We start from the raw sequence: 15,865 nt of genomic DNA, 5'->3' as shown, positions 1-15,865 counted from the left end.
AGGCCGCGAAGTTCAGCATGTTGACCTTGGAATACGTTCTATCGGGCGCCACACCGTTTCTCTCGGTCTTTCCAGCCAGGCTTCCGGGATTTACTTCTACCGGCTTGAGTCCGATCAAGGTGTTTCCGAGGCCAAAAAAATGCAGCTTCTCCATAGCATGATCTTTCCGGTATTTGGGTTGGTGGCCTTGGGTATGGTTAAAAGGCCGGAGGGTGTTTTAAATTTTGACGAACTTATCAAGCAAGGATGGACGGTTTATCGTTCAGGGAAAAATACAATTCTCTTTACTTTGCGCGCTGCTGTGGTGTCAACGGTGAGCAATGCCTACTATTTATTAGACACTTTTGATCTAAGCAAAAAACGTCACATCGCGTATTTGGATTTTGCGGTCTATCCGTCATCTAAGGATAGAGGACGTAAAATGTTGTTTGAAGCGGCTGATAGGAATTCTAATAATATCGGTTTTAATAAAGAAGCAGAGAAAAACCTTAGGCGTTATGGCATTATTTTCCTTCGGGAAAATGACTTAAGGTATTCTCAAGAAGGAGACGGGCTTTTCGTTCATCCTGATTATCGCAATAAAGGAAAACAAGGATTACGTATTTTAAGCCGGGTCCTTATAGCCGCGGCGCTGACCATTGGCCGAGAACGTCATCAAGCAACGACGGCGAGCATATGGACTACGGAAGGGCTGCTCAGGAATTTTTATCGTCCTAATTTCGGTGCTCAGGGGATCAAGCGGTTTGATGGATGGCAATCTTGGATTGATCTGACAGGTCAAGAAGAGTATTCCGGGTTTAGGACGGTTAGAGATCAGCAAGGTGGTGTGGTTGCTTTTGTTGCTGATGAAGAAAATATAGGCAGGCGCTTACCAGCAGGCTCTCCGAATGGATTAGCGGCTGCTAGCACAGATCGTGAACATGAAAATCAGCTCTTTGTCTTTTTAGTGCCGCTTCATCTGTTGGTTTTTATTCCTGGTATCGGCATAGCGGTTTTTGGATGGATTTATCGTCAAGAGATCAAGAAATGGTTTGAATCTGTTCAAAGCAGATTAAGATTCTTGAGTTTAAATTTACAATTATCTTGGATTGGTTTAAAAGGCCGCTTGAGACTTTTCGCCTACCGTGGCTGGTGGAAAAAGTTTAATCATCAAGCGGCCTCTTCTATTTCTGATGATCATCTATTGGATGTGTCTATCTGGGGCGATGTCCCAGCTTTACCAGGGCAAGTCGTATTCGATGAAAGCCTATTACCAAAAACCGGCATTGGGACCGAAGCAACTTCTGCTCAAATTTCCGCAGGGCAAGATATTCCCGTTGCAATTGTTTTGGGCAATGGCAGCTTCTCTAATATTTATCAAGACCCGCAAGATTCAGCTGTCTTTTATAAGGTAACCGCGAATTCCGGTGTAGCCCACGATCTTAATACAGATGAAGTTCTTGTCTTACGTGATCTAAGCAGGCGTGGTGTTAAAGAGGGAATTCCGCAAATTATTTCGGCGGGCAATGATAAATCAGGGAATTTCTGGATCAAGCTTAAAGGAATTTCTAACGGCTACGATTTAGATTCAGAACTTTTCCTTAACTTTAGCGCCAAAGACAAAATGGATATTCTCATCAAAGCCGCTAAGATCTTGGCGCGTATCCATAAAGCCGGATGGGTTCATGGCGACATTAAGCCGGACAATATTCTAGTGAACGCAGCTAAAGAAGTGATGATCGTTGATTTTGGTTTGTCCGTACGCAAGGGCCGGCCGATGAAAGGTGGATCAAATGGTTTTTCCGCGCCGGAAACCAAAAGATTTTTTGCATCTGACATTTATAGTTTCGCGAAAGTGATCGATTTCGTCCTGGAAATGGATGATGACATTGCCGGCATTAGCGGGATTTCCTTGCTTATCCAACAGATGTCGCAGGAAAATCGGAAAAAACGTAAGCCCAAAACGATGAATGATGTTGTAAAGCGCTTGGAAGGATTATTTATTTTACCCGTCGAGAAAACGGTTTCTTCGGGTTCACAAGCCTCTGTGTCCGTTCATGCTTTCGCCGGATTTGGTGTGTCGAGCCTTCTGGTTGCCGCTACGCCAAACCTCTTTGAATTAGAAAAGGCTTTATACCGAGAGTGGATTTCAGGGACATCTTTAGAGGATATCGTTGATTCGCTTCATATCGAAGAAAACAGCGATAATATTCTTCACGGGCAAATAACAACCGACAAGGGCGCTATTGTGTTCGCCATTGAATCTAAGGGAACACGTATTACGAGGTTGATCTTCAGTATTATGAACAAAGATCAACGGGCGCAGTATTCCGAAACCGCTTTAGCTATTCTTCTTTTCTGGGTCAAAGGCCGAGGCTTTACATCTGTTAGCTCAACTCTGACCTTGCCCGATGGCGCCAGGTTCTTTGCTGAAACCCTTTCTTTATGGAAGAAGTCGGGAAGGCTTTACCGGATCAGAAAAACCGATCACAAAGAAACATACGGAAAGATCTATATTGATCTGCGCAAGCTCGACGCGGATAAATTGCGCGCGGCGGCTTTTGAAGGCGCTCGGACAACCGCTGGAACTGTTGGCGTACTTTCCGCCTTCGCCGGATTTGGATTTGTGCCGGTAATCATTGGATTGGTTGATAGCATGGGGAATACACTAGCATCTTATCGTCAAATACCTGTCCCTGAGAATTATGCGAAGCGGATCGGCGAAGACGCGGTGAGCCGCGGGGTTGCGTCTTTGCACGAGCTTTATTCTGACAAAAAGCGTTGGTTTACGGGGGCTCTGACAATGTTATTACGGCAACATCGAGAACAAGGAACAATGCCTAAAGTTCTTATCGTTGGCGTTGGGCGCGGGGTTAGTATCATTGAACTTTTAGAAGAAGGGTATGATTTTGAATATCATTCCATCAATCTGGAAGAAGGGCTTTTATTTGATCTTGCCCATTTAAAAGAATATTTTGAGCATCAACGGTACGATTATTTTTCTCATCCATTTTCTAATATGGATGACCTTCTTGCCCGTTTACATCAGCATCATTATGTGATGGATATAAGTTACGGAAAAAACCTCGAAAGAATTGAAGGAAACTTTGATTTGATCATTATGGGATATTGTGTTTTATCCTATATCCCCGATCAAATTGCGGTCAACAGAGCCCTCTATCATTTACTTCGTCCGGGAGGATATTTATTTAGTGGATTTAATCAAATTGATTTTACGTCTCAAAATACTTCAGGCCGCCTTGCCCAATCTATGGTGATCAACGAAATCCAGTATCGTTTAAGACCGGAAAATATTATTCGCATTGATACTGATAATAATTTTCAAGGATGGGTTAGCCTGATGATGAAAAAAGAGCCCGGAGCTTTTGTTCTTGATGACTTGCCGTTTAAGTTTGTTGAACACGAAACCGGCCGTGAAACGTATGAATATTTATCGGGAAGCCAAGCGCTTCCCGCCTTTGTCGGATTTGGGTTTGTGCCGGTATTGTTTGGTAGTGTTAATCCTAGCGCAGGCTCGCCCAGCAGAGAGCTTTTTGGAAAAGAATTTGCCTTACGTTACTTGACCGATCAGGCCATTGTATTTCCATTCGAATCTCAGCAAATTCGCTTTGCCTTATTCCAACATGTTACGGCCGGAGACCAACGTCTTTTAGACGAACTTTTTGAAAGCCGGATAACTCATGGCGAATATGGTTTGGTTATGATCAATCAGTATCCGCTGGGGATTATAAAGATTGATTTTGATAAATTATCTCGCGCTATAGACCCGCAGGCGGATAGCGATATAGCTGAGTTGATGGCCTTAACAAGTGAAGGCTTATCCGTCAACTTTGTTTCTGGATCTTTGGAAAGTGGTTTAGCCCAACAAGAAGAAGAACGTGTCACAATGGAAATATTTCAATTCTTTGACGGCGAAATGGCCCGTTCTTCTTATAAAATTATATCGGCCGCCATTGGACGCAGCATTAACAAGAGATTAGTTTTTCGCGATTTAAAACCGATCATTGCCGTTGATGTCGATACATTGGTTGTTCGTGACCTGCTTTTAAGAACAGGCGAGATAGGTTATGAGCTTGTGTTCCGCGTCTCCGATGACAGGACGCGCTCAACAGACTCGCGCGAAACATTATCCGCCTTTGCCGGATTTGGTTTTGCGCCGTTTGTGTTGCCGGTATTGTTTGGGGAAGTTGTCAATACATCTACGAGCAATTTCCCTAAAGAAGCCTGGCTGGTCAGCCGCGACAGAGCGATGGAGTATTTAAATCGTCTTTCTCCCCACTGGACTTATGAAATACGTTTTGAAAATCCCCATACGGTTATTACTCCTCGAGAAAATAGGATCATTGCGGGGCATCGCAAATATGTTCACATCTTTGATCAAGTTCCTTTTAATCGGGTTCAGCGCCATTGGCATGTTACTCGTGCTGACATAAGGGACGCCGTCAGAGACAGCGTTGCTCTTTTAAAGAGTAAATCAGTTCAATTCTCCGAAAAAACACTGCTTGAGATCGGCCCGGGGCAAACCGATTGGGAAGTTTCAGCGCTTTTGGAAGAAATTCCGGAGTTAGGGCGTTTGGTTATCGTTGAACCTACCATAAACCATTTTACCGGATTAGCCAAAGATCTATTGTTCCCGCGATATGACGGCAGCCGGCAAAAAATCAAGATTTACAGCAGCGCGGTCGAAGAGCTTCGGCTGCAGAGCGCAAGTTTTGATTTTATTTACGCGCACGCTGTTTTACTTAACGATGTGCAAGAAGAAGGATTTATCAACCTTGTAAGGTCTTGGCAAAAAATCCATCAGCTCCTTAAAAAGGGCGGATGGTTTATAGGTTTTGCTCATCTTCCCGAAGAGATCAGAACCCAAGGAGTATTTACAGTTGTGCAACAAGGGGAAGAATATAACGGACAAGGATCGGTCACGATCTTGCGTAAGACAGGAAAACAACTTTCAGCGCCTATCAGTTCCTGCGCATGTTTTGTGCCGTTATTTTTATTTGGGACAGTCGCTTCCGGCCTCATCGATTATAGGCAGATCCCGCCTCCGGCGAGGTATCCGGCGGAAGGGTTTATTTCTCGAGGATTAAGTCACTTGACCATACGTCATGGTGATTTAGAGAAGGTTTTGAGTGTGTTAGCTAGTGAAAAGCCGAATGCCAAGATCCTCATCGTAGGAGTTGGGCGCGGTGGGCTTACGATCGATCTTTTGAAAAAGAGCGGTAAGTTCGAAATATATTCCATCAATCGGGAAGAGAATTTGTTGTTTGACTTTAATGGCTTGTCCGGCTATTTAAAACGTAATCATCGAGATTTGAAAGAAGATCCGCAAATGACAAAAGATCTTTTAGAAAAGATTCATCAACATCATTTTGTTTTAAATATCAGTTATGGGCGAAACCTTGAGCAGGTCAGGGCGCAAGGTGAATTTGACCTGGTTATCGTTGGAAGTATGGTCATTATGTATATCCCTGATCAGATCAGAGTGAATGTTAACTTATATGATCTTTTAGTCCCGGGCGGGCAATTGGTTACGGAGTTTGAGTCCGTTCGTTTAGCATCGCCTTATGAAAAAGGTGTTTTAGCTAGCCATGTTATCATCGGTGAACTAACACGAATTTTGGGCGCAGGCAATGTTCTTCGTCCGGATGATTATCACGCTTCTTTCAGATTGGTTAAATCACTGCCGACGCATCAATTGCTTTCCGAAGTTCCTTTCCAATTTGCTGATCACGTGTCCGGGCAGGGAGACCTCTATAAAGTGACCCGGAGTATTCAATTAAACAGCTTTATCGCGTTATTGCCTTTCGGGATCCTTGGTTTGGTTAATGGCGGTTTAGAGCAAAATGAAAATGAGCGCAAAGCGGCTATGGAAAAAGAAGCCGGAGAGATCCTTGGTAAAATACGCGCGCTGCAAGCTAAAGGGTTCAGTTTGCAAGATTTATACCGATGGATGAAAAATTTAGTAACTGAAATTAATAAGAAAACAAAAGAAGTTGATGATCTTAATGAACAAGAAAATCAATTAAGTGATGAAGCTCATCGGTTGCAAATTTCTGTTATCTTCCTTTCATCGCGTTTGGATGAGGCTTTAAGCAATGATGACCTTGAGGAAGTCGCAAGGCTGGTAGATGAAGCGAGTTCCATGGGAGAGCGGATTTCCGGTTCCCAAGAGGCCACGGATGCCCTTATTTCTAGATCCTCTAAATTACGTGAGCAGGGAAGATCGCTGCGTGATGAGCTACACAACGATAATATTTACCGCTTAAACCAACTCGTTGTCAATATTGTTCACGTTTATGGAGTAACACCTTTGATAAAGAGGTATTTTTCTAGAGGCCAAAATTATATCTTTTTAGCCGGGCTTATGGAGATGACCCCGGAGATGTTTGCCACGCATAAAAATGAAGGGACTGTTGGGTGGCAGACAGAACTATTTAGAGAAAAAATACCTGAGGGCAGTAAATCTGATGACATTTTACCGAAACCCATTCGAGATCTACTTGCATTTATTAATAACACGTATCCGGCGAAACCTATAGACAATGCTCCGCTTGATCCCGCCAAACCGCGTGAAGGATATGTACGGCAAGATGCTGAAAGAAGATTTGAAGAACTGAAGGCAAAGGGATTTCCGGGATTTAGCGCGGTCAGCGAAGATGCCATGCCGGGTTGGGTGAAGGTTAACTTAGTTTATTATCAATATAAAGGCGATGAAATTCGCTATCAGCGCCTCTTACAGCTTATTCGCTCCGGAAAATTACTCGCCGGGCCTGACGAAAAGCGCGTTTTTTATGGAGCCAATAATGACAAGACCTTCCTCATCGCTACCAATCTTAATAACTATCTCGCCCGCACCCTGCATCACGAACTACACGGACTTACTCACGAAGAAAACGAACAAGCCGAACGGGAATTCGCCATCTGGGAAAAAGAACAGCGCGAAGCAATTCAGCGCGGATTATATTTCTTAGATAAAGCCATCGCGGAATTATCTCGTGTTGAAAAGTTCTACCAAAACATTATCGGCGCCACCGATATTATTTTTGGTTCGGCGCGCAGAACATTAGGCCACCATTATTATCGTTTTGTCGAAATGGTCGCGGCTTTATTCAATAGCCCCGTTACCACCGGCGGCGGGCCGGGCGTTATGGAAGCGGGCAATAAGGGTGCGGCCGCCGCAGGGCATGACTCCATCGCGCTGCCCATAAAGCTTCCTTTCGAGGAAGCCGTCAATCCTTTTGCCAATATTCAGATATTTTTTGATTATTTCTTCTCGCGGGAAACGACCTTTTTTAGAGTAGCTAAAACAATTGTCCATATGCGCGGTGGCTTTGGCACTATGGCTGAGCTTTTTGAGACATTAGCGCTTAAAGATTCCGGCGCTTTACCGGAAGATATGCCCGTTATTGTCTATGGAAAAACATTTTATGGCCCCTTAATGGAACGCATTAATGATATGGAGCGCCGCGGATTTCTAAAGAAACCGGCTCATCAATTAGTGCAGATGCTAGATAGAGGAAGAGACCTTGTTGCTTTAGTGAATGCGGCTCCCAATCGTGTTGTGGATCCGCTTGACCTTGACTCGGTGGCAAGAGAGTTTGCGGAAGTAACCGGTGCGCTTAGCAATACCGGACGGGTTATAACAATTATGGGCGGTCATTTAACATCCAAATCCGATCTGAATTATATCTTAGCCAGAGACCTTGCCCGGCGCTTAGCGGAAAAACATATCTCCACCATTGTGCGAAGCGATAAAGGCATTGGTGTTGCGGTCAAAGATGGCATTGAAGAAGCGGCAAAGAAAAACGCGTTTTATCATTCGGGGCGTTTGATCTTATTAGGCTTAAACGGCCTTGACGATTTGAGCTGGGCAAGGACATCCGTGGGTTTCTCGCATATGTTCTTACAAAAAGTAGCCATTATGCGCCACAGCGACCAGGGACTTATTTTCTTCCCCGGCGGTATGGGAACGATGGATATGCTTTTTGAAGCGATCGTTTTGATGCAAACACGTAAAGTTGAAAAGAAGCCGCTTATTTTGATCGACCGCGAATTTTGGCAGCCGTGGGATACGTATTTTAAGGAAGTCTTAGTGAAATCCGGCGTTGTCTCTGAAGGAGATATAACGCTTTATACCATCGTCGATTCCGCGCAGGAAGCGGTTGCGGCCATTGAGGAATTTAACCGCCGAAAGGCGCAAAACGGCGTGCAAACTGCCAATAGTTTTATCTTGCCCTTTGCTCCGATGATCTTTGGACTCGTCCGATCCAAAGAGGAAGGCCTGGCAATTATTACGGAAAAGCTTAAGAAACATTTCTCTTTGATCGTTCTCGACGATGATGCGCTGCGCTTGGTCTATGCTTTGGCCGAAGAGATCCGCGAAGAGGCGTCACTCAGAAAATTCTTAAACGATGAGGAATTTAGGGCAAGCGTGTTGTCAGAAATATTTGTCCCTGTGCCCGAAGGCATCCATGAGATCTGGGATATGGCCGATGAAATATCTTTAACGCGTGATGATATCACTGCGATAGTTCAGCAGATCAAAAGCGAATTAGAGAAAGTTGTTGTTCGCATTGAACAAACAGGCGATGTTCTTGAAACAGAAATTCCCGAAGCGCTGTTCAGAGACAATATCCAAGGATGGCATCTTAACAGGCCTTTGCATTTTGGATTAAGAGAACTCGTTAGGAGTAAACTTCCCGAAGGAATACAACAAAGAGCAGAGCTAGCTTTCAGGTCAATGTCCTTAAATCAAGAAGGCGTTACATTTTTATCTAATTTTATTGGACGTAATGACGCTACGACGGAAAAATTTTCCCAGGCGATCAACTTGCTCATTAGAATTTCCCATGTTGATTCGTCACCAAATTTTGCCTTGATCCTTAAAAACCTCCAAGTGCGCGAACGAGAAGTCATAAACGCGCATGTCGCTTATCATGAAATAACCAAGCGCCAGGAAGAAGGCGGGTCAACTTTTGATTTTGAACGTGATGTTATTATGGGAGGCTTGAGGCCGCCTTTGGGAAATCCGGAAGAAAGCACTCGTAATGTTCTTTTGGCTGAGTTTCTTTTAGGGCAAGATGAAACTTCTGTCCCGCAGATCTTTGATGAGAAAATATTTAGTATTGGCGTCATACTCGCTCCGCGTTCTAAGCGGATACGTAATATGAGAGATTTTGTGGAAATGTATCTTCGCATTTATCCGCTTCAGGAAAACCGTGTCAATATTGCTGAGATGGGCATGGTAGTTATGAATAAGTTGTATCTTTTCCTCAATGAGTTTGCCCGGCTTTTAAGAGAATTAGATTCACGCTTGGGACAAGATAGCCCCTTATTCCAAGGGCATATCCTCAATGACCGTATTACAGCCATTAGCCTTATGAAGTCACGCATTATCAATGCTTTTGAAGAAGCCTATGCGCTACACAATAGCCGGGAATACATGGCATATCAAAAAGCTATAAAATTGGTAGCCGATCTATTCCTTGATTTAGATCGCGACCTTGGCAGCAATCGATACCCGGTGATGGTCACCAGAACATTCACGGCGGTTTTAGCGCAAAGAGCGCATGAGCCAAAGATACAGGAAATATTAGAGCGCATGAATGAAATTGATTTTGACAGTGCACGGCTTATTGAGTTTATGGTCCCTGTCCTTATGGAAGGGCAATTCTCAGCCATTCGCGCTATTTATAACGGAAGTTTTGATACGATCGTTGGTTTCGAAATGGAAACTGACCCCTGGAGAGCTTTTCAGGAGGCGTTTTTATTAGAGGAAGACATTGATATTTCCGGTGTTACACGTGTTCATCAAGATACTCAAATTATTATGAATCGTCGAGTGTTCGGCTTAACGATCCAAATTGTCTTTACAGAATTATTTAAGAATGCGGTTGTGTATCTACCCAATATTCCGGGTGAAGACAGAAAAGAAGGGTTGATCTATCAAGACTATGCGGATCGCGATGGAGGTTATTATTACACCATCGAAGATAACGGGGTAGGAATTCCGGCGGATAAGCTTGAAGCTGTATTTTATGTTTGCGAAACAAAAGGGAGCGCTTTTAGAAAATTTGCCGGTGGCGGCGTTGGATTAGCCGAAGTAAGAAATATTGTGGATATGTATGGCGGAACTATCACGGTCATCAGCCGAGTGAGTGGCCAGCTTGCTTATCGTTTGGACTATGTTAATGGGCAATTCGGAAAACCTCAACCGATTTCCGATGATTCTTTGAAACATGAGGCTGGAACAAAATTCATTGTGATGTTCCCGCATTCGCATACCGACCGAAGCGATGTGCTGCCGGATGAAAGCGAATGGGGCGAAGAGGGAGAATTGCCGCTTACTTCTTTAGACGCACTGGCGGACGATAGAGAACAATCAAGAGAAATCCTGAACAGCTTCCTTTTGCCGTTCGTCTTCGCGCCGATTTCAGCTTTGGGAGTTGTCGTAAATCCAAAAACATATGTTTCGCATCCTGTTCCGTCGCTGTACGGCGATGAAGGGGCTGTCAACCGCGGGCTTTTTGACTTAAGCAAATTGTATCGTGATGATGCCGGTAGAGAACAATTGCTTCAAGATTTGGTAGAACTTAAAGAAAATTCAGATGGTGTGAATAAACCAAAAATTCTTTTAGTCGGCGCCGGACGCGGGCGGGTCATTCTTGATCTTATCGAACAATTCGGTGACAAGTTTGAATACTACTCCATCAATGTTGAAAGCAATCTTCTATATGATTTACCCGAGGTTTCATTCTTTATGGATAGGGATTTAACCGATCCCAATGTCTTGAAGGCTTTTGAAATCTTGCACAAGAATTTCCACCGTGCTGATGTTACGAGCGCCGCCCAACTAAGAGAACTTCCTTCTGATTTTGATCTCATTGTTATCGGAACTTGGGTGATGGAATATATCCGCGATCAAGTAGCGGTTGCTAATAACTTGTACCGTCTTCTTAAGACAAACGGAACATTATTCGCCTACATTGTTACGATGGCGATCCAGAGGGTTTCCGGAAAATTGCATACGACGGAAGAAATATCGCAATTAGTTTCTCAAGCTGTGGAAAAGACTGTAGGCGCGCAGCATATGATGCGGCTTTCGCCTTTAAAACGCTCGACGATCTCATTTCGTGTGACAAAAATAGATCAAGAATTCTCGTCTTTAGGGTTAAGCGCGTTTCAGTTTGACGGCCGGAATTCCTATTGGAGGAATACAGAAGACAGCCAACAAGATCTGCAGGGATTTGTTGTTCCATTTATCTTCGCGCCGCTGGCATTCATCGGCTCTGTTTCAGAGACAAAACTTGTTTTACCGCGGCTGAAGGAATTCTCAGGGCGGCAGGGGCCGCTTTTGTTTATTATCATGGATGGAGTTGGCTTAGGAAGCAATGATGAATCCGATGGAGTTTATCTGGCAAAAACGCCGCGTCTGGATGCATTATTAAAAAGCCCGTTTTTCAGAAAACTCAAAGCGCACGGCACAGCTGTCGGCCTTCCCGATGACAGCAATATGGGAAATAGCGAAGTCGGGCATAACGCTATCGGAGCCGGACGTATTTTTGATCAGGGCGCTAAGCTGATCAATCAAGCCATCGAAAGCGGAGATATTTTCACAACGGCTATCTGGAATGATCTTATTGAACGGGCGAAGCGTGATGGTCAAACCATGCATTTTATCGGCCTTTTATCCGACGGAAATGTCCATGCGCATATTGATCATCTTTTTGTTCTTCTTAAAGAAGCCGCCAACAGGGGTGTCAAACGCGTTAGAGTTCATCCGCTTTTAGACGGACGTGATGTTCATCCAAAATCAGCTTTGACCTACGTTGATAGAGCGGAAGAATTTTTCGCGCAGATCAATCATGAATTTGGTTTTGATTACGCGTTCGCTTCGGGCGGCGGAAGAATGACGACCACTATGGACCGATATAACGATAATTGGAATATGGTCAAGCGCGGCTGGGATACGCATGTTTTAGGGCGCGGCAGAAAGTTTCGATCTGTTCGAGAAGCTGTTGAAACATTATATAGGGAAGCCGAAGAGGCGAGTGGTAAAGACGCACAGGATCAAAATCTTCCTGCGTTTGTGATCGTGGACGAGAATGAAAAACCGATGGGAACGATCGAAGACGGAGATTCGGTTGTTTTCTTTAATTTCCGCGGCGACCGTGCCATTGAAATTTCCCGCGCTTTTGGAGAGAAAGATTTTAAAGAATTTGACCGCGAACGTACCCCCGATGTGCTTTATGCCGGCATGATGCTTTATGACGGTGATCTGATGGTTCCGCAAAATTATTTGGTTGCTCCGCCTGCCATTTCCCGCACCTTGGGAGAATATCTTTGTGATAACGGCGTTACAACGGTGCGTATATCGGAAACACAAAAATACGGCCATGTAACTTATTTTATGAACGGCAATAGATCCGGCTATATCAATGAAGGTTTGGAATTATATATTGAGATTGCGTCGGATAAAGATATTACTTTTGACCAAAAGCCGGCCATGAAGGCTTATGAAATCACCAAAAAGGTAAAAGAACTTTTATTGACGGGAAAATACAAATTTATCAGCCTTAACTTTCCTAATGGCGATATGGTCGGGCACACGGGTGTTGAAAAAGCGATCATTGAAACGATGGAAACGGTTGATGAGTGTGTGGCCGAGCTTATTGACGCGGTGAGCGCGTTGAACGGCATTACCATCGTAACCGCCGATCACGGCAATGCTGATGAGATGTTTACGCTCGATAAGAAAGGGAACAAGGTCGTCAGCACCCGCCACTCCCTTAATCCTGTTCCGTTCATTATCGTTGATCCGCAATATAGCGGAGAATATTCCTTAACCGAAGTAGAAAACACCGGCCTTTCCAATATTGCCGCCACCATCTTAAATCTTTTAGGCTTTGAAAAACCCGCTGATTACGATGCCTCGCTGATCGAGTTTAAAGAAGCGCGGTCAGAGGACTTGAACGCTTTTCTTTTACCTTCTTTCTTTGCGTTTTTTGGTTTTGTGCGCGCGCAAATTAAAGATGATAGTGAAAATGTCTCTTTGACCGAAGTAAAACACAACACTTACGTCCAAATTTCTGCTCCGCAGGCATATGAAGGAAGAGAAGATTATGTTAATCGTGATCTTAGCGAACAAATAGAGATTTACGAGCAACACTTTCCGCATGTCCGTGAGGTTTTAGGTGAGTTATCAGAGCGTTATGAAAGCCGCAAAACCCAGTTCCGTCTTTTATTTGTGGGAGTAGGCCGTGGCAGAGCCATTATTGATCTTATTTTAAAATATGGAGATGCTTTTGAGTATCACTCTATCAACAAGGAAGAAGGGCTTTTGTATGATCTACCGCACGTTATTGAATATTTGGAGCAAAGTGGAGAAGATGTCTTTTATCCAAGCCGGGAAAGATTTGAAACCTTTGCCTTGAGAGTTTTTTACCAGATCCATCGTCATCACCGCGTTCTTGACGTAAGTAAACAAGTTGGATTTGCTGAGTTGCAATCTAAATTTGACATGATCATTGTCGGGCGCGCCGTTATAGCGTATATCCCCGACCAGATCGATGTCCTCAAGAGATTATATCGATTGCTTAATCCTGCCGGAAAGTTGTTTATCGATCTGACCCAGTTGGATCTTATTCCGTCACAATCTCAAGAACTTCTCAAAGATCGCCCTCTTAACGGTGCTTTGATTGCCACATTGAAGGAAAGCTTGGGCAAGGATCGTGTAGAGATATCCGGATTTAGGACGCATTTAGATGGAAGTATTATTATTGGAAGCTCATTGATCCTGACAAGAACAGGCCTGGAAACTTTGGATCAATTACCGTTTGAATTCTTTGCGAAGGGAATGCGTCACATTCAAGGTAAAGAAATTGTGACGCCCTGGTATCGGTTCATGGGTGATGAACGTGAATTTGCTAGGCCTTTAGGCCGCGCAGGTTTTTCGGGAAGTAGAAGCTTATATAGTTTTGCCGGATGGACAATAGCGATGACTCTTGGGCTTTTCACAACAGCATTAGGAGCGGGCTTTGAAGGCCGATCAACGACTAACTTTATCCTTATTTTCGCGGGCATTGTTTTCGCCTGGCTTATCATCAGTTTAGGCTTAACCGTCCGCGAGTATCGTAAACAACTTATCGAAAATGGAGATGAAGATATTGCCGCTCCGGCTGCCAGAATTATATTGGGATATCTTCTGATGGAATTTGCGGTTTTCATCACTTCGTTTATGGGGCTGACCTATTTAGCTTGGAGCCGTCAATGGGTTGACTTTGGCGTTCCGGTGAGCTTTGAAGAATTCTTCTTATTTATCATTTCCTGGTTTTATAGCGCTATCCCTCTTAGCTATGCCTACCTATTTTATAATATTTTCGGCCGCTTGATCGGCCGTATTACGGGTAACCATATCGTGCATGTCGCTAAGAAGATGGATTCTAAAAATGTTCTGGCTTTAGGTTTTGATGCCAACACGGATCATTTGGGTGTCTATGCCACCATTAAGCATACGACCCGAAATCCGAATTTACGAAAAATACTTTGGAATCATATTTTAGTTTTCGCTGACCATTTCCGGGAAAATGCAGCCATTGAATATAAGCGTAGAACCAAACAACCTGAATATCCGGATGACGAAATTACTTTTGGGGAAGCTGGAACGTCACGACGAATATTTATCGGCTCCAAAACCTTATTTGAAGCCAATCTGTTTGATACGATCCGCTGGGTCAGTATTGATGAAGGCATTCGCGAATACACGCGTTATGAATTAACCACAGGGGTCAATTATGAGGCGCTTGGGAAGTTTTTAGAAACACTGACTGAAGAAAATTCCCAAAGCCAGATCGATGCGTTAAGAAATACCGAAAGGCTAAATTCATTTGCAGGATTATTTGTACCCTTCGCGTTCTGGGGAACGGTTGCGCCGCAAGTTTATTCTGATGAAGATATTTTTGGCAAAGTCATTGTGCTTAACGCCGGCGGAACGATTAACATGGCCGGAGAAACATCGCGTACAGCCGGCGGCAGTATTGAAAAATTAGTAAGCGAAATTGGCGGCAGTATTCTTTACCAGCAGAGAATTTTTGACAATCCTCCGGATTCCAGCAATATGTCACCGGAACATTGGGAAGTAATTGAAAGGTCCATTCGGGCCGCTGTCGCATTGAAAATGGATGCCTACCAGCGCCTTAAGGAAAAGGCGAACGTTGGCGATCTGCCGCGTCCGGCCGGCATTGTGCTTACTCATGGCACTGATACGCTGTCATTTACATCATTCATTATGTCTTTGGAATTTAAGGGGCAGTTACCGTTTCCGATTGTTTTTACGGCTTCTCATACACCGCCTTTTGATAATGACGGCAATCCTATTGCTTCATCTGACGCGCTTCCTAACTTGCGCCACGCAATCTTGATAGCTTTAGACAAAGATATTCCGGTGGATGTTTATGTGGAGATTTTAGGCAGTATTCATCTTCCTGGTGGCGTGCGTAAAATGGCGGCCGATCCGAAAGACCACCCGGATGAGCCTTATTTTGATTCTTTGCAGGGAAGAGTCGGAGAGATAAATCCAGAAAATAGCAGGGTTGAATTTTATCATGATAAATACATTGAAAATAGGCCTGACCCATTGCCGCCTCTTGCTAGAGATCCGCAAAGGCCGTTTGGTTATGTTGAGCATATTGTGGTTACGGAGGCGACCGGCTTAGGGACTTTTGGAGATGCCGCAGACCGGCTGCTTAACCTCAAAGAAAATAGCAAACATGGGCAAAGATTCGGCTTAGTCATCCAGGGAGATTTCTCGGGGAATAAGCGGTTAAAAGAAATCAAAGGGGTATTGGAAGATTTATATCGAAATAAA

At 44.1% G+C, this 15,865-nt stretch carries 1 protein-coding gene (only partly in view); it reads left to right on the top strand.

Every position in this 15,865-nt window falls within one protein-coding gene, gene aceK, locus WC676_01430, for a bifunctional isocitrate dehydrogenase kinase/phosphatase (protein ID MFA5059275.1), read on the top strand. The gene is 132,390 nt long; 58,598 of those nucleotides lie to the left of the window and 57,927 to its right, leaving coding positions 58,599-74,463 in view (codon 19,533, partial, through codon 24,821, complete); the first codon wholly inside the window starts at position 2. Both the start codon and the stop codon lie outside the window.

The sequence above is a fragment of the Candidatus Omnitrophota bacterium genome, from assembly GCA_041649175.1.
GTDB lineage: Bacteria > Omnitrophota > Gorgyraeia > Zapsychrales > JBAZNR01 > JBAZNR01.
Note: the sequence above shows the minus strand (reverse complement) of the source record. Positions and strands in the feature narration are given on the sequence as shown.